General features: G+C 65.5%; 16 protein-coding genes. 9 read left to right on the top strand and 7 right to left on the bottom strand.

All coding sequences use genetic code 11. The annotated features are described in order from the left end of the window. Positions 1-85 precede the first annotated feature (85 nt). The 4 genes from PD284_RS10705 to PD284_RS10720 are packed head-to-tail and all read left to right on the top strand — an operon-like array spanning position 86 to position 3895. Positions 86-1000 carry an ABC transporter permease gene (locus PD284_RS10705; protein ID WP_274628185.1) on the top strand — a complete coding sequence of 305 codons (915 nt, stop codon included), beginning with the start codon at positions 86-88 and terminating at the stop codon, positions 998-1000. A gap of 29 nt (positions 1001-1029) precedes the next feature. Beyond that, positions 1030-1932 (top strand): ABC transporter permease, encoded by a 903-nt coding sequence (locus PD284_RS10710; protein WP_411956264.1) that lies wholly within the window; start codon positions 1030-1032, stop codon positions 1930-1932. 2 nt (positions 1933-1934) lie between these two features. Further along, on the top strand, positions 1935-2942 hold the full coding sequence (locus PD284_RS10715; protein ID WP_274628187.1) for an ABC transporter ATP-binding protein: 1008 nt from the start codon (positions 1935-1937) through the stop codon (positions 2940-2942). After that, positions 2939-3895, top strand: coding sequence for an ABC transporter ATP-binding protein (locus PD284_RS10720; protein ID WP_274628188.1), 957 nt, complete (start codon positions 2939-2941; stop codon positions 3893-3895). The genes PD284_RS10715 and PD284_RS10720 overlap by 4 nt, the downstream gene beginning before the upstream one ends. Before the next feature lie 93 nt (positions 3896-3988). Here the strand turns inward: PD284_RS10720 and PD284_RS10725 are convergent, their stop codons facing one another. Both PD284_RS10725 and PD284_RS10730 read right to left on the bottom strand, forming a co-directional pair. Continuing rightward, entirely contained in the window at positions 3989-4447 is a 459-nt protein-coding gene (locus tag PD284_RS10725; protein ID WP_274628189.1) for a lipocalin-like domain-containing protein, read from the bottom strand. A gap of 34 nt (positions 4448-4481) precedes the next feature. After that, positions 4482-5465, bottom strand: coding sequence for an SMP-30/gluconolactonase/LRE family protein (locus tag PD284_RS10730; protein WP_274628190.1), 984 nt, complete (start codon positions 5463-5465; stop codon positions 4482-4484). A gap of 278 nt (positions 5466-5743) precedes the next feature. Between PD284_RS10730 and npdG the strand changes: the two genes are divergently transcribed. Next, positions 5744-6412: an NADPH-dependent F420 reductase gene (npdG, locus tag PD284_RS10735; RefSeq protein ID WP_274628191.1), complete on the top strand. Its 669-nt coding sequence runs from the start codon at positions 5744-5746 to the stop codon at positions 6410-6412. Positions 6413-6482: 70 nt separating this feature from the next. On the opposite strand, the gene PD284_RS10740 is transcribed toward npdG, so the two are convergent. From PD284_RS10740 to cofG, 5 genes are all read right to left on the bottom strand, one after another. Next, a complete protein-coding gene (locus PD284_RS10740; protein ID WP_274628192.1) occupies positions 6483-7448 on the bottom strand; it encodes an LLM class flavin-dependent oxidoreductase in 966 nt (321 codons plus the stop codon). A 96-nt stretch (positions 7449-7544) separates the two neighbouring features. Continuing rightward, the gene (gene cofE, locus PD284_RS10745; protein ID WP_274628193.1) at positions 7545-8924 is read right to left on the bottom strand and encodes a coenzyme F420-0:L-glutamate ligase; all 1380 of its coding nucleotides are present in this window, start codon (positions 8922-8924) and stop codon (positions 7545-7547) included. Next, a complete protein-coding gene (gene cofD / locus PD284_RS10750; protein WP_274628194.1) occupies positions 8921-9904 on the bottom strand; it encodes a 2-phospho-L-lactate transferase in 984 nt (327 codons plus the stop codon). The genes cofE and cofD overlap by 4 nt, the downstream gene beginning before the upstream one ends. Next, entirely contained in the window at positions 9901-11172 is a 1272-nt protein-coding gene (gene cofH, locus PD284_RS10755; RefSeq protein WP_274628195.1) for a 5-amino-6-(D-ribitylamino)uracil--L-tyrosine 4-hydroxyphenyl transferase CofH, read from the bottom strand. The genes cofD and cofH overlap by 4 nt, the downstream gene beginning before the upstream one ends. A 5-nt stretch (positions 11173-11177) precedes the next feature. Continuing rightward, positions 11178-12287 (bottom strand): 7,8-didemethyl-8-hydroxy-5-deazariboflavin synthase CofG, encoded by a 1110-nt coding sequence (gene cofG, locus PD284_RS10760; protein ID WP_274628196.1) that lies wholly within the window; start codon positions 12285-12287, stop codon positions 11178-11180. 293 nt (positions 12288-12580) lie between these two features. On the opposite strand from cofG, the gene PD284_RS10765 reads away from it, so the two are divergent. The 4 genes from PD284_RS10765 to PD284_RS10780 all read left to right on the top strand — a co-directional run bounded on the left by PD284_RS10765 (position 12581) and on the right by PD284_RS10780 (position 15716). Next, positions 12581-13348: an alpha/beta fold hydrolase gene (locus tag PD284_RS10765; RefSeq protein WP_274628197.1), complete on the top strand. Its 768-nt coding sequence runs from the start codon at positions 12581-12583 to the stop codon at positions 13346-13348. Between the two features lie 163 nt (positions 13349-13511). Further along, positions 13512-14285, top strand: a complete 774-nt coding sequence (locus PD284_RS10770; protein ID WP_274628198.1) for an enoyl-CoA hydratase/isomerase family protein — start codon at positions 13512-13514, stop codon at positions 14283-14285. A 70-nt stretch (positions 14286-14355) separates the two neighbouring features. Continuing rightward, positions 14356-15063, top strand: coding sequence for a CoA transferase subunit A (locus PD284_RS10775; RefSeq protein WP_274630601.1), 708 nt, complete (start codon positions 14356-14358; stop codon positions 15061-15063). Further along, complete coding sequence (locus PD284_RS10780; RefSeq protein ID WP_274628199.1) at positions 15060-15716, top strand: 3-oxoacid CoA-transferase subunit B; 657 nt, start codon at positions 15060-15062, stop codon at positions 15714-15716. Before PD284_RS10775 ends, PD284_RS10780 begins: the two co-directional genes overlap by 4 nt. Positions 15717-15804 lie beyond the last annotated feature (88 nt).

A 15804-nucleotide genomic window follows, 5' to 3' on the forward strand; every position in this document is an offset into this window, starting at 1 on the left:
TCCCGGCCGGCGTCGCTTCGCCGGCCGGGCCGCATCGGGCGCAGATGCGCTGCGATCGTGGCGTTTCAGGCTTCGGAGTACGGAATTGTTGGTATTCATAGCAAAACGTCTCGGCGTGACCGCTCTGGTCCTCCTGGTGACGTCGATCCTGTCCTTTTCGCTGGTCCATCTTGCCGGCGATCCGGCGGTCGCCATGGCCGGCGAGCGCGCGACGCCTGAGCAGATCGAGGCGATCAGAGGCATCTACGGCTTCGATCGTCCCTTCCACGAACAGTACCTGCAGTGGATGGGCGATGTGCTGAAAGGCGATCTAGGCCGATCCAACTATCTGAAGATGGACGTGGCGCCGGTGCTGGCGGAGCATCTGCCCGTGACGGCGAAGCTCGGCGTGTTCGCCCTGTTCTTCGCGGTCGTCCTTTCCGTCCCGCTCGGCGTGATCGCGGCGCTCCGGCCCAATTCGCTGATCGACCGCGCGGCGCTGATCATCTCGGTGACCGGCCAGTCGATGCCATCCTTCCTGTCAGCTATCGCCTTGATCTTCGTGTTCGGCGTGATGCTGCGCTGGCTGCCGATCTCGGGCAATTCCAGTTTCACCCACTACATCCTTCCGGCGGTGGCGCTCGGCTACTATGCCTCGCCCGCGATCATGCGGCTCACCCGCTCGGGCATGATCGACGTGCTGCAATCCGATCACGTCAAGACGGCGCGCGCGTACGGCCTTTCAGCGTGGCAGACAATCGTGCGGCATGGCTTGAGGCACGCCATCATTCCGGTCGTCGCGGTGGCGACGGTGCAATTCGGCTACATGCTCGGCGGCTCGGTTGTCATCGAAGCGGTGTTTTCGATGGATGGCATCGGCAACCTCGCATGGCTGTCGATCCGCCGCTACGACGTCGAGGTCATCCAGGCGATCCTCCTGATCGTCGCCGCTACCTACGCGGTGCTCGCCCTTCTCGGCGATCTTCTCAATGCCGCACTCGATCCGAGGATCAAAGTCTGATGAGCGCGACCGTGGAGAATGGCTCCGACATGGCGACCTACGAGACGGCGGCCGCGGACGAGGGGAAACGAATCCTGTCGCCAGGGCGGCTGGCGGTCCGGCGCGCGCTCGGTCATTCCGGCTTCTGGATGGGCAGCGTGATGCTCGGCGTCATCCTGATCGCGATCGTCTTCGCACCGCTCGTCACGGGGGCCGATCCATCCACGCAGGATCTGGCGCTCCGGCTGGCGCCACCGATATGGCACGCGCAGGGCGCCTGGGCGCATCCCCTCGGCACCGATCACCTCGGCCGCGACTACCTTGCGTTGCTTCTGCATGGCGGGCGCATCTCGCTGCTGATCGGCGTATTGACCATCCTGCTCTCGACGCTGATCGGGGTAACGCTCGGCGTGGCCGCCGGCTACTTCGGCGGCACGGTGGATCTTGTCGTCAACTTCATCCTGACGGTGAGGCTGACCTTGCCCGTGGTGCTGGTGGCTCTGGTTGCCGTCGCCGTGCTCGGCCAGTCGCTGCCGCTGCTGGTCCTCGTCATCGGCGGGCTGATGTGGGACCGGCTGGTGATCGTCACCCGCGCGACGACGCAGCAGCTTGCCAGTCGCGACTTCATCACTGCGGCGCGGGCGCTCGGCGCATCGACGCCGCGCGTCGTCCTGCGCGAGCTGCTGCCCAACATCACCGCGCCGCTGATCGTGGTGTGCACGCTCGAGCTTGCCCGCGCCATCCTGCTGGAATCGACACTGTCCTTTCTCGGGCTCGGTGTGCTGCCGCCGCTGACGTCGTGGGGGTTGATGATCGCTGAAGCCAAGAGCCAGTTCCTGTTCCGGCCCTGGCTGATCGCCATTCCCGGGGTGGCGCTGGCAGCGCTCGTGCTGTCGATCAATCTCCTTGGCGACGCCCTGCGCGATGTCACAGCCCCGGACGGAAAGGCGTGAGCATGGCACCACTTCTCGATGTCCGTGGACTCAAGATCTCCATCCCGACCCATGGCGGATTGCTGCATCCCGTGCGCGGCGTCGACCTTTCGGTGGGGCGGGGCGAGACGCTGGCGATCGTCGGCGAATCCGGTTGCGGAAAGAGCATGATGGCGCAGGCGATCCTTGGCCTGCTGCCGCGCAATGCCATCCTATCCGCTGAACGGATCGATTTCGACGGCGCCTCGCTGCTTGGACTGTCGGTGAGGCAATGGCGCCAGATCCGCGGCCGGCGCATCGCGATGGTGTTCCAGGATCCGATGACCGCATTCGATCCTTGCTACCGGATGGGGGATCAGATCGCAGAGATCGTGCGCTGGCACCGGCCTGAAAGCGCCAATCCCCGGGCGATCGCCGACATGCTCGCGCGTGTCGGCATCTCCGCACCGGGCGACAGGCTCGGCCAGTATCCGCACCAGCTCTCCGGCGGCCTCAGGCAACGCATGATGATCGCCACCGCGTTGCTTTGCCAGCCGGACGTGATCATCGCGGACGAGCCGACGACGGCGCTCGACGTGACGATCCAGGCGCAGATCCTGAAGCTTCTGGCCGATCTCCAGAAAGAGACTTCGGTGGGCCTCGTCGTCATCACCCATGATCTCGGCGTGGTCGCCGGCATCGCCGACCGCATCGCTGTCATGTATGGCGGCGAGGTGGTCGAAGCGGGAGCTGCGGACGCGATCCTGGGCAGCCCCAGCCACCCCTACACGCAAGGGCTCCTCGATTGCATCCCGACGCCAGGGGAAACGGGCCGGAGACAGACGCTCGGCTGTATTCCCGGTGTCGTGCCGCGTCCGATCGGCGAGCTATCAGCCTGCAATTTCGTCGATCGCTGCCCGCGCGCCGAAGCTGTGTGCCGCGAGGGCAGGGTTCCGCTCAGCGTCCTTGCCGACGGACGCGCGACGCGCTGCAGGCTTGTCGGCAGCGCGGTGCCCGGCCATCGCCGGGACAGGGAGGTACAACCGGCATGAGTTTCGTCGCTGTCAGGGACGTCCAGCGGTCCTATGTGCTCAATCCGGGCTCGCCCTTCAGGAAGGCGGCGGTGCTGAAGGCGTTGCGCGGCGTCGAACTGGATGTCGCCGAGGGCGAGATTCTCGGCCTGGTCGGGGAATCGGGCTGCGGCAAGTCCACGCTCGCCCGGCTTCTCCTCGGGATAGAGGCGCCAACCGAAGGCGAGGTGAGGATCGGCGGGCGCGCGATTTCCGCCTTTCAACCGCGCGAGCGGGCAAAGCTGATCCAGCCGATCTTCCAGGATCCCTATTCATCGCTCAACCCGCGCGTGACGGTTTCGGCGGCGATCGCCGCGCCGCTCGAGATACAGAAATGGGGCGATGCGCGCTCGCGCGCGGCGGCGGTCAGCCGCATGATGGACGCCGTCGGCTTGCCGCGCTATCTCGCGCATGCCTATCCCGTGCAGTTGTCGGGCGGCCAGCGCCAGCGCGTGGCAATCGCCCGAGCACTCATCGGCGAACCGAAGATACTAGTGTGCGACGAGCCGACATCGGCGCTCGACGTCTCCGTCCAGTCGCAGATTCTCAATCTGCTGAGCGAGTTGCACCAGACCTTCAATCTGACGATGGTGCTGATCAGCCACAACCTTGCGGTGGTCAGCCATCTCGCCGACCGCGTGGCGGTCATGTATCTCGGCCGCGTCGTGGAGATCGGCGAAACCGATGCGATCTTCAGCCGGCCGCGGCACCCCTATACGCGGGAACTGTTGCGCGCCATGCTTCTGCCGAAGCAGGGCAAGGGCTTGCCGGAACTGGCGCTCAACGCCGAGTTTCCCAGCCCCGTCTCGCCGCCGCCCGGATGCTCGTTCCACCCGCGCTGCGCCTTTGCGAACGAAGCCTGCAAGGCCCAGTCCCCAATGCTCTCGCGTGTCGACGGGCGCGAGGTCGCGTGCCACCATCCGCTGAGGGGTTGACGAGGGGCGAGCCGCATCTTCCACGTAAAGAAAAAGCGTGAGGCGGTTGAAACCTCGCGCTTCTTCCGAGAAGCCCGCAGACTGTCCGAATGGCTATTCAGAGACGATACGCTCCCAGGTCAGGGTCGCGCGCACGACGCGGCCGTCCCAGGGATTGTTTGAGGGGCCTGCAATCAGCGTCAGCGTGTTGCCGTCGATCCTGAAGCGGCGCGGCTGGTCGGTGTTCGCCCAGGCTTCATTCCAGGAAATTTCGGTGCGGTGGATGAGCGTGTCGGGGCCGGTCACGACATAGCTGCCCGCATAGGCAGTCAATCCCCTGAACAGCGCGAGCGCCTCCTGGTCGGTGGGCGAGAGACCCTTCGGCGCCTCCCGCTCGCCCGGGACATTGAGGATCGAGAAGCGTCCATCATCGGTATAGGTGACGAGGCCACGCGGATTGGCGCCGCGCGGATAGGTGATGGCGCCGGTCTCCATGTCCTCCTGCTTGTGGCTGGCGAGCCGCCACGTGGACACGAGTGGCTTTCTCGCCTCGAACTGGTCTCGATCCGTCAAGTCCTGCTCCTCATGATGCTGCGTGCGCGCGCGATCATGCGCCCGGCACACCCTGTGTGTTGACATAGAGAGAATAGAGCGACCGGCCGGTCACGATGAAGAGCCGGTTGCGCTTGGGGCCGCCAAAGCAGAGGTTGGCCGCCCGTTCCGGCAGGCCGATATGGCCGATTGCCTTGCCTTCCGGGTTGATCACCAGGACGCCGTCCCAGCCTTCCTTGACCGCGCCATAGGCAGCCCAGACATTCCCGTCGACATCGCAACGGATGCCGTCGGGCGCCTCACCTTCGCCGCAGGTGAAATAGACCCGGCCGTTCGACAGCGCCTTCTTGTCGTCGGAGACGTCGTAGACGCGGATCGTCACCGGCTTCGAGCCGGAATCGACGATGTACATCAACTTCTCGTCGGGCGAGAAGCACAGGCCGTTCGGCGCCTTGACGTCGCTGGCGGCGACGGTTGCTGCGCCGCTGGAAGCGTCGAGCCGATAGACATTGTTCGGCAGCTCCGACTTCGCCTTGACGCCGGAGTAGTTGCCGCCGATGCCGAAGGGCGGATCGGTGAACCAGATGCCGTCATCGGTGGCGACAACGACGTCGTTGGGCGAGTTGAGGAGCTTGCCCTCGAAACTGTCCATCAGCACACTGATCGAGCCGTCATACTCGGTGCGCGTCAACTTGCGGCCGTGCTCGGCGGAGATCAGCCGCCCCTGACGGTCGCGTATCAGTCCGTTGGCATAGTTGGAAGGTTCGCGGAAGACGGTGACCGCGCCGCTGGACTCCTCCCATTTCATGATGCGGTTGTTCGGAATGTCGGTCCACAGAAGGAACCGCCCGTCGCCGTAATAGACCGGACCTTCGGTGTACCGCATGCCGCCGGTGTAGAGTTGTTCCACCGCGGCGAAAAAGACGATGTACTTCGAAAAGCTCGGATCGAGCGCCCTTACGACACTATCAGGGTATCGGGCTGCGGGCGTGAACTCAGCCATCGTGCGCGAGGCGACGGTGGTGGCTGCCAATGTCATACCCAATGTCTGCAAAAGCCTGCGTCTGCTGGTTCCTGACATGATGTTTTCCCCTCGGGTTGCTCCCTCAGCCATATTGCACCATGAAATGCTCGATTCAACATATTTTTGGTAAGTTTATTGCGATAAGCGCAGAATTGTAGCTTTAATGCGGTGTAAACGGTGGATCTTCGAGTGGGCTGTCGTGCTGCGGCGGGCCGCTCGAGTTGAAAATCGTTACAAGTCCGAACGCGGCTGATAGCCTCGCCGCGCCAACGCCGTGGGGGAGCGCGAACAACATGTCCGATACGTCAAAGCCAACCATCGCCATCATCGGTGGAACCGGCGATCTCGGTTCCGGTCTGGCGAAAGGCTGGTCGGCGGCAGGCTACAAGGTCGTGATCGGTTCGCGCTCGCGCGACAAGGCTGTGACCGCCGCGCGGGCGCTTGGCGACGGCGTGATGGGCGACGACAACGTCGGCGCCGCCAGAGCGGCCGACATCGTGGTGATCGCCGTCCCGTTCGCCAGTCATGAGGAGACGATCAAGGAGCTCAGGCCGGTGGTGCAAGGCAAGATCGTGGTGGATGCCGCCGTGCCGTTGGCGCCGCCCAAGGTCTCGACCGTGCAGCTTCCGAGCGGCGGGTCGGCGGCGCAGATCGCGCAGCGCCTGCTGGGTGAGGGCGTGCGTGTCGTCTCCGCCTTCCACAATGTCGGGGCCTCCAAGCTCCATGCCGGGGGGCGCGTCGAGTGCGACGTGCTGGTGTTCAGCGACGACAAGGACGCGCGCAACGCGGTGATCGAACTTGCCGGCGTGGTCGCAACGCGCGGCATTGGCGGCGGCGCGCTGGCCAATTCGGCCGCGGCCGAGGCGCTGACCTCGGTGCTGATCTGGATCAACCGCCAGTACAAGGTTGCGGGCGCGGGCATCGCCATCACCGGCCTCGAGAGCGCCACGCAGCCAGCCTGAACAGACGGTGCGGCAGCGGTCGACCGGGGGAAGCGGAAGTGTTCCCGGCACCGCGCCGCCAGTGCCTGCCTCAGGACGCGTCGACCAGCTCCACGGCCCGCGCCAGCCTCTCGAGCTGATTGAGATGGTCATACATCGGGTGCAGGACGATCTCGTCCACACCCTCGTCGAGGATCTTGCGGAGACCTTCGGCGCATTCCTCGACCGGACCGTAGACGGCAACGCGTTGCGCCATGTCGTCGGCGTCGTAGACGGGGTTGGACCTGAAGCCGGCCGACAGAATCTCCTGCACACGGGTGCGGGCATGTTCGCGGTCCGGCTCGACAGCGACATAGACATTGACCGCGATCTTGAAGGATGCGGGGTCGCGGCCTGTCGCTTTCAACTCGTCGTGCAGGATCGCCAGTTCGGCCTGGCGTTGCTCGGGCGGGATCATTGCCGCGCCGGTCCAGCCGTCAGCGATCGAAACAGCGCGGCGCAGCGCCGGTTCGCTGCGCGCGCCGATGAGGATCGGCGGTCCGGGGAGCTGGATCGGCTTCGGCTGCGAGCGGATGCCGGAGAATGAATAGATCTCGCCGTGAAACGCCGCTTCCTCCTGGCTCCACAGCGCGCGCATGACGCCGATCCCCTCGACGAGACGGATCGCCGGCCGGTCCGTGTCGATCCCGAGCGAGGCGAGGCGAGGGCGATGGTAGGCGTTGCCGATGCCGATGCCAACGCTCAGCCTGCCGCCCGAAAGCTGGTCGATCGTGGCGAGATCGCGGGCCAGAACCGCCGGATTGCGGTAGCCGGAGAACAGCACGGAAATGCCGAGCCGCATCCTGTCGGACACGGCTGCCGCGTAGGAAAGCTGATGCAGCGGATCGAGCGAGAAATTCGTGGGCATCAAGGAATCCTGGGTCCAGACGCCGGAGAAACCAAGCTCGTCGGAATTGCCGATGAAGGTCTTGAAGGTAGCCGGATCGCCTCGCAGGGCGATAGAAAATGCCCGGCGCTTTGATCTCGTTCCGGCCGTTTCGGATGTGGAGTGCGCCAACTTTCTGTCCTCCGTAAGGGATGACGTGGAGCCGTCAGCCGGCTTCCTTCCCGCCTTCTGAACCTGCAGGCAACCGGGGATTGCGAAGCGCGGCTTTCACCGGAACAGCTCCTGATCCAGGGGTCGCAGCACGTCGCGCGCGCTCGCCGTAGGCGTATCCGTCCAGTCGAGCCCACGGATCACCACAACCGGCAGGCCGGCGTCTTTCGGCATGAGCAAACCGGTCGCCGCGGCGACCTCGTCGGCGAATGCCGGCAGCGTTGCCTTGAGGTCGCGACCATAGGCGTCCTGTCGCCCCGCCCAGTCGACCAGAGCCGGCACGCCGGCCACGCCGATGGCGATGTTGACCAGACCATTGCGCCAGGGCCGGCCGAACGTATCGCTGACGATTACGCCGATGGGGTCGCCGAACCGGGTCTCGAGGCTGGCGCGGATCGCGCGTGCGCTGGCATCGGGATCCTCCGGCAGAAGCAGGAGTATCCCCTCGCGACCGTCGCCAAGGTTGGATTCGTCGATCCCGGCATTGGCGCAGATCCAGCCATGGCGGTGGCGGGTGATCAGCAGCCCATCCGGCGGTTGGCGACGCGCGCGCAGCACCTCGCTGGATTCAGACAGGATGGCTTCAACCTTGCCGGGGTTCTTGCCGATCGCCTCTGCCAGTTCCAACGCCCTTTCCGAGGGGTGGAAGGCGGCTTCCGCGAAGAGACGCCCTTCGCTCTTGGAGACGACCTTCTGCGCCACCACGACGATGTCGTGACGATGCAGGCTGACGCCGATCCGTGAGAGCGCGTCCGCAATCAGACGCCCGATGTCGTCGCCCGCCTCGATCTCCGGCACGCCTGCGACGGCGAACGCCGTCACTGATCCCGGGGCAGGTGGGCGGGCTGCGCCGCTGGCGAGATGAGCGGCGAGATCGTTCGGCGTATCGATGTCCCTCGAGAGATGAGGCAGGAGCAATCGTTCGCAGGAGCGCCCGAGCTTTCTTGCGGCCGACTGATGGGAGCGCGCCGAGCCGCTGCCGTAGTGGAACGGGATTGCATCGGGTGGCGTCAGGAGCATCGCATTGGTTCCGCCATCACGCGACGCGCCTATGATCACCGAACGGCGCTCGCCGGCGCGCAGCAGGCACGAGAGCTCGTCATCGACAAGCGTCGGGATGTCCGCATGGATGATGAGCAGGGAGGCCGCGCCGATCCCGTTCGCCCAGTCGACCGCGTAGGTCGCTGCGGCATTGATGTCGCCGCCTGGACGATCGGCGATGACAGTCGCGCCTTGCTGCGTGGCGAGCATCCCCACCCGGCCCGAACTGGTTACAACCCCGATCGGCTTGCCGGCATGGACGCGCAGGAAGAAGCGCAGCGTGTTCTCGAAGAGGAGCAGGGCCAAGCGCTCGCGCGCGTCGTCGCCCAGCGCCGAATTGAGACGCGACTTCGCATCCGTCGGATCCTTCATGAGGATGGCGACCGCGACCGTCATGACCTGCTCCGTATGTTGTCGTTGGCGAGGTTCGCGGCCCCCCAGCCGAGAACTTCGGCGGCCAGCCGCTCGGCATCGGCGGGGTCGCGCATGAGAATGTCGGTCTCCAGCACGGCAAGCCCCGTCTTGCGCAAGCTGTCAGCCTGGGCGCCGTCGGAGGAATCGACGACGAAGGCCTGGAGCAGCCCGGCGTAGCGCTTCGCGACGCTCTCCGCGCAGGCGGTCAACCCGAGATCGGCCATGAGCCGGGCAAGCGGACCCTTGACGGCCTTTCCGCCGATCAAGGGGGAAATGCCGATGCGGGTCGCGCGCGCTGTCGCCAAGGCATTGCGGATGCCGTCGACGGCAATGATGGGCTCGAGCGACAGCAGGGGATTGCTCGGCGCGAAGACGATCAGCTCCGCCGCCGCGATGGCGGCCACTGCCGCCGGACTGGCCCTTGCGGCGGAGGCGCCCTGATATCGCAATTCGTGAACTCTTGGCTCGCAGCGCCTGCCGACAAACCACTGCTGAAAATCCAGCCATCCGTCGTCGGTCCGGATCTTGGTCTTCAGCTCGTCGTCGGTCGCGGGCAGAACTCGCGCCGACGCGCCAAGCCGGCGTGCTGCCTCCTCTGTGATGTCGCTCAATGTAGCGCCCTGCGCCAGCCGCCATGAGCGCCAGATGTGCAGGCCGAAGTCGGCATCGCCGAGCTTCATCCAGACCGGTGCGCCGAGCGTATCGAGCACGCCCAGCGCGCGCACGCCGTCATCGGCCACGCCCCACCCCTGCTTGCGGTCGATGCGGTTGGACAACGTGTAGATCAGCGTATCGATGTCGGGCGAGACGTGCATGCCATAAAACTGCTCGTCGTCGCCGACGTTGGCGATCACGGTCAAAGAGCCCGGCGACAGCGCCCGCGCCAGCCCTTCCGCCATGCGAGCTCCGCCGACGCCGCCGGCGATGAGCACGACATTTTTCGGGAAGCAGGGTATCGTCACTCAGCGGCCTGCACGTGCGCGGGCAGGCGGTCGAGGAAGTCCAGCGGATCGGCCTCCGAGTGCCGCTGGACGAGTGGGGCGACGTCGGGCGGGTCGTGATCGGAAAAATCCTCGATGGCGCCGTAGAGCGTGTTGCGCTGGAGGGGGATGCGGCCGGCGGCGCGGATGATGCGCACCATCTCGGCGGATGTGATCTCCTGGCCATGCCTGGCGCCTGCGGCGCGCGAGATGCTCTCGTTCATCAGCGTACCGCCGAGATCGTTCGCTCCTGAGGCAAGCATGGCGTGCGCCATTTCGGGGCCGAGCTTGACCCAGGACGCCTGGATGTTGTCGATATGCCCGGCGAGCATCAACCTTGCGACGGCATGCATCTTCAGGCTTTCGGCAGCGGTGGGACCCGGGCGCGCATCGGGATGATCGCGATAGAGCCGGGTCTGCTCGTGGATGAAGCCCAGCGGGATGAATTCGGTGAAACCGCCGGTATCCTTCTGGATGGCGCGGATGCGGTCGATGTGGGCCGCCCAGTGAGCCGGTCCGTCGATGTGGCCGTACATGATGGTTGCGGTGCTGCGGATGCCGACGCGGTGCGCAGCGCGGATGATGGTTTCCCACTCCTCGGCGGACAGCTTGTTGCGGGTAAGCTGGAGGCGGATTTCGGTGTCGAGGATCTCCGCCGCCGTGCCGGGCATGGAGCCTAGTCCTGCATCCTTTAGCCTCAGCAGGTAGTCGGCGAGCGGCAACCGGCTCTTGCGGACGCCGTACCAGATCTCGAACGGCGAGAAAGCGTGCACGTGCAAGCCGGGGACGCGACGCTTCACCGCCTCGAGGAGCCCGAGGTAGTAATCCGCCGGCAGGTCAGGATGCAGCCCGCCCTGGATGCAGACCTCGGTGGCGCCGCGCCGCCAGGCCTCCTCGGCGCGATCGGCGATTTCGTCGAAGGACAGCCATTCGGCATTGGCCGCGTCCTTGCGCACGCCGAAATTGCAGAATTGGCAGGCCATGTAGCAGACGTTGGTGAAGTTGATGTTGCGCACCACCACGAAGGTGGCCTTGTCGCCCACCTGTCGCCGCCGAACGGCGTCCGCGACCCGCAGCAATGCCGCCAAATCTGAACCCTCCGCGTGAAAGAGCGCCTCGCCATCGTCGCGTCCGATCTCGTGGCCCGACAGGGCCGCTTCGAGGATGCGGGCGATGGCCGGGCTTGCCGCCGAGAGGCGAGCCTCGAGCGGAAGCAGGGGATCGAAGCCGGTGGGGCGCGGAAGAACCATCGAGATCAGCTCACGATCTGGTGGCGCGCGAAGCCATCGGCCGCGGCATGGCGCGACAAAGCGGCGGCAAGCGGCGAGGCGGCGGTGAGGAAGGCGGGATAGACGGTGAGCCGTTCCACCAGCCGGTAGCCTTGCGCCGCTGTACGGCGGGAGAGCTCTGCGAGCTCGGGCCAGGCGCGCTCAGGGTTGATGTGGTCGATGGTCAGTGGCGAGATGCCGCCCCAATCGTTGATGCCCGAGCCGATATAGTCATCGAAGGCGTCGTCGAGATTGGGCGGCGCCTGCAGGCTGATCGACGGGTCGAGGACGAGCCGCGCCATCGCCAGGGTCCGCAGCATGTCCTCGTGCGTCGGCTCGCTCCATCCGGCCATCGCGGTGCCCGGCTTGGCGCGAAAATTCTGGACGATCACTTCCTGCACGTTGCCGTAGCGCTGGTGGATGCGGTCGATGGCGACCAGGCTTTCGATACGCTCGTCGAACGTCTCGCCGATGCCGATCAGGATGCCGGTGGTGAAGGGCACGCCGAGCCGGCCCGCCGCCTCGATGGTGCGCAGTCTCAGCGCCGGCGACTTGTCCGGGCAGGCGTGGTGCGCCATCCCACGCTTCATCAGCCGCCTGGACGTCGTCTCCAGCATCATGCCCATGGAGCCGGCAACCTCACGCAGTCGCGCAATCTCGGCTTCGCTCAGCGCGCCGGCGTTGACATGCGGAATGAGAGAGGTGCGGGCGAGAACCAGCCGGCAGGCGTCGACCAGATAGTCGATCGTGGTGCTGTAGCCGAGGCGACGAAGGGCTTCGCGCGACTCCTCGTAGCGCCGCTCCGGTCGCTCGCCGAGGGAGAACAGCGCCTCCTTGCAGCCGAGCTGCTCGCCCTGCAGCGCGATTTCCAGGACTTCGTCCGGCGACAGGTAGTTCGCACCCGGATCGTCGGGATGCTTCACGAAGGCGCAATAACCACAGGTGTTGCGGCACATCGTGGTGAGCGGAATGAACACCTTGCGCGAATAGCTGATTGCCTTGCCCCAACTGCGGTCGCGCACGGCGCTGGCCTGGCGTCTCAGACGCGCCGTCTCGGTAACCTCGGCGGCGATCGTTCCGTTCTGCTGATGTTTCATTCCGGCGCGGTCATCACTGGAGCCTGCAGGGGCCGGAAGGAGTGGAAAATGACGTTTTCGGCCCCTGCAGGCGGGTCGTCTGGGAGGATGCTTCCGTGGCGGAAAATGATGCGTGGAATTGCTTCTGGTCAAACGAGTTAAGCAAAGGAGCGATTGAGGCCTGCTCAACGATCGGCGCCGGCTCCTTCTGAGTAACGGTTGATCGCACGTCACTCGCGCGTTCCCTTAACTCGTTTGACCCCGGCGCGGATCAAGCCGCAAAAACAGCCGCTGATGAAACGGGCCATTCCGACATGACTGCCCGATGGATCGAGGCAAATGGCGTTCAACTGCGTTACGACCTCACCACAGGCCCGCGCCTGACCGTCGTGCTCATCCATGAAATGGGCGGCACGCTGGAGAGCTGGGACGATGTCGTCGGGCCGCTGAGTGAATTCGCGTCGGTTCTGCGCTACGACCAGCGCGGTGTCGGCCTGTCGGAGAAGGTTCCGGGACCGGTAACGATCGAGCAGCTTGCCGCGGACCTTGCAGGCCTTCTCGACGCGCTGGGAATCCGCCAGCCTGTCGCTGTGGCGGGCGTTGCAGTTGGCGCAGCCGTCGCCGCTGCCTTCGCCGCGCTCTATCCGTCCCGCATCGCCGCGCTGCTGATGCTGGCCCCGGCGACAGACCTCAGGGGAGCAAAGCGTGTCGCCGCCCTGCGCCGCATCGAGGCGATCGAGCGCGCCGGCGTGCGCGCCGCATTCGCCGATGCGCCGTCGAACGCGCCGGCGCGCTTCGCGGTCCTGCGGCTGACCTCCGACCCGATGGGATTGTGCGCGATCTGGCGCATGCTGGCCGATCTCGAAATGAGCCACCTCTTCTCCAGGATTGCCTGCCCGACGCTGGTGGCGGCGGCAATGCGCGACGCCGCGCGTCCGCCAGAGCACGTCTCGGACGTTGCAGACAGGATTCCCGGTGCGCGGCTGATTGCAATCGACACCACCCACTACATGGCTATCGAGACGCCGCAGCTGGTGGAGCGGACGATCGTCGGCTTTCTGAAGGATCGCGGCCTCGGGTGAAACCTGCTCGACCGAAACTCAAGGATATGCGCGGCCACGTCTGATTGCCCTGGGTCAACGAGTGAGGAAAAGTCAAGCGGCGTCCTGGATTAGTCGTTTGACGCTGCGACCGACCATTTCTACCGTCCGGCTAAATTCGAAACGTGTGTGCAGGGGCCGGCAGGTGGGTACGGTAGGTTTCTCGATAGAGGGGAATGTGGCGACGGTGACGCTCGACCGTCGCGAGGCGATGAATGCGATCGACCCCGAGACCGAGGCGGAGTTGCGCGCCGTTTGGCATCGCATCGATACCGATCCCGCAATCCGCGCCGCCGTGGTGACGGGCGCCGGCGAGAAGGCATTTTCGGCAGGCGCGGATCTGAAGACGATGCCGCCGGCCGAAAGCTATGCGGGCAAGGCTTTCGGAGCGGGCGACGACAGTTTCGTTGCCGCCATGCCCAGGGAGAAGCCGCTCATCTGCGCAATCAATGGCTATGCGCTGGGCGGAGGTCTTGAGATCGCACTTGCCTGCGATATCCGCATTGCTGCGCCGCATGCCCGCTTCGGACTTCCCGAGGTCAAGGTCGGCACCATTCCGGGAGCCGGCGGAACGCAGCGCCTGCCGCGCACCATCGGCGCCAGCGACGCCATGCTGATGCTGCTCACGGGCGACATGGTCGACGCGACGGAAGCCTTGCGTCTCGGCCTCATAAGCCGCATCGTGTCTGTCGACAGTCTCCTCGCCGAAGCACAATCCCTGGCTCACAGGATCGCCTCGAATGCGCCGTTGTCGGTCCGTGCGATCAAGCGGCTTGTCGCCGACGGCGGCGCGCTGCCGATCGACCAGGCCGTCCGGCTGGAGCGGCTTGTCTGGGGGGTGCTACGCGACACCGAAGACCGCATCGAAGGGCGGCGCGCCTTCCAGGAGAAGCGCAAGCCGAACTATGTCGGAAAGTAGCAGCGATCTTCGCGGGGGGGCGAAGGATGACGGACTGTTCCGGTTATCAGAAGAGTTGGAACGCGGGATGATCGACAAGCATGTGGAGGACGTCGCACAAGCGCTGTCGGGCATCGCCGACGGTGCGTCGGTGCTCGTCGGCGGCTTTGGTGCGGTGGGCCAGCCGAATGTGCTGCTGGACGCGTTGGGCGACAGCGGGGTCAGGAACCTCACGGTCATTGCCAACAACGCTGGTTTCGAACCCGAACTGGGACTGGGGCGGCTGATCGGGAGAGGCTGCGTCAGCAAGATGATCTGCAGCTTTCCACGCGGCTCCTCGACCTTCGACACGCTCTACCGAGCCGGCAAGATCGAGCTTGAGGTGGTGCCCCAGGGCACGCTGGCCGAACGCATTCGGGCGGGCGGCGCTGGCATACCCGCGTTCTATACGCCGACCGCCGTCGGGACGCAGCTTGCCGAGGGCAAGGAGACGAGGGTCTTCAATGGCCGCACCTACCTGATGGAACAAGCGCTTACCGCGGACGTCGCCATAATCGAAGCCTGGAACGCGGATCGCTGGGGCAATCTCACCTATCGCGGCAGCGGCCGGAACTTTAACCCGATCATGGCGATGGCCGGGCGGCTGACGATCGTGCAGGCGCAGCACCTGGTTCCACTAGGGAGCATTCTCCCGGACGATGTCGTCACGCCTGGCATCTTTGTGAACCGTGTCGTTCACGTGCCCTGCGGCGACCCGCCCGTCGCCAAGGTGGCAGCCGTGCAAGGAGGCAAGAAATGACCGCGGGGCAGACCTATCGGGCATGGGACAAGGGCGAAATCGCCAAGCGCGTCGCCTCCGACATCCCGGAGGGATGGTATGTGAATCTGGGCATTGGCCTGCCGACGCTGGTTGCCGATCACATTCCGCAGGACCGGGAAGTCGTCCTTCATTCCGAGAACGGCATTCTTGGCATGGGTCCGATCCCGACCCCCGACGAGGTCGATACTTGGCTGGTGAACGCCGGCAAGGAAAACGTCACGCTGGTTACCGGCGCTGCGCTCTTCCATCATGCCGACAGCTTCGCGATGATACGCGGCGGCCATCTAGACCTCTGCGTCCTGGGCGCCTTCGAAGTCGGGCAGAACGGGGACCTGGCCAACTGGACGACTTCCCTCAACGATCGCGTGCCGGCAGTGGGCGGCGCGATGGATCTTTCGGTGGGCGCCCGCAATCTATGGGTCATGACAGCCCACACGACGAAGGACGGCGAAGCCAAGCTGGTGGAACGCTGCAGCTATCCATTGACGGCGTCGCAGGCTGTCACGCGTGTCTACACCGACCTTGCCGTGCTCGACATATCGCGGGGGGGATTTGTCGTCCTCGACATGGTCGAGGGACTGACGCGTGCGGCGCTGCAAGAGCTTACAGCCGCGCCGCTGCATTTTGCATAGGGCAGAGGGGGCGATGGACGTCACCGCGCGCATTCCGCGGGACGACGCCTGACGCCAGCCGGGCGGAGGCCGACCCGGCCACCGCGCG

The sequence above is a fragment of the Mesorhizobium shangrilense genome (assembly GCF_028826155.1).
Taxonomy (GTDB): domain Bacteria; phylum Pseudomonadota; class Alphaproteobacteria; order Rhizobiales; family Rhizobiaceae; genus Arvimicrobium; species Arvimicrobium flavum.

Coding starts and splice junctions, on each gene's coding strand:
- npdG (WP_274628191.1), top strand. CDS start 5,744: ATGTCCGATACGTCAAAGCCAACCATCGCCATCATCGGTGGAACCGGC.
- PD284_RS10710 (WP_411956264.1), top strand. CDS start 1,030: ATGGCGACCTACGAGACGGCGGCCGCGGACGAGGGGAAACGAATCCTG.
- cofE (WP_274628193.1), bottom strand. CDS start 8,924: ATGACGGTCGCGGTCGCCATCCTCATGAAGGATCCGACGGATGCGAAG.
- cofG (WP_274628196.1), bottom strand. CDS start 12,287: ATGAAACATCAGCAGAACGGAACGATCGCCGCCGAGGTTACCGAGACG.
- PD284_RS10715 (WP_274628187.1), top strand. CDS start 1,935: ATGGCACCACTTCTCGATGTCCGTGGACTCAAGATCTCCATCCCGACC.
- PD284_RS10720 (WP_274628188.1), top strand. CDS start 2,939: ATGAGTTTCGTCGCTGTCAGGGACGTCCAGCGGTCCTATGTGCTCAAT.
- cofH (WP_274628195.1), bottom strand. CDS start 11,172: ATGGTTCTTCCGCGCCCCACCGGCTTCGATCCCCTGCTTCCGCTCGAG.
- PD284_RS10730 (WP_274628190.1), bottom strand. CDS start 5,465: ATGACATTGGCAGCCACCACCGTCGCCTCGCGCACGATGGCTGAGTTC.
- PD284_RS10780 (WP_274628199.1), top strand. CDS start 15,060: ATGACCGCGGGGCAGACCTATCGGGCATGGGACAAGGGCGAAATCGCC.
- PD284_RS10765 (WP_274628197.1), top strand. CDS start 12,581: ATGACTGCCCGATGGATCGAGGCAAATGGCGTTCAACTGCGTTACGAC.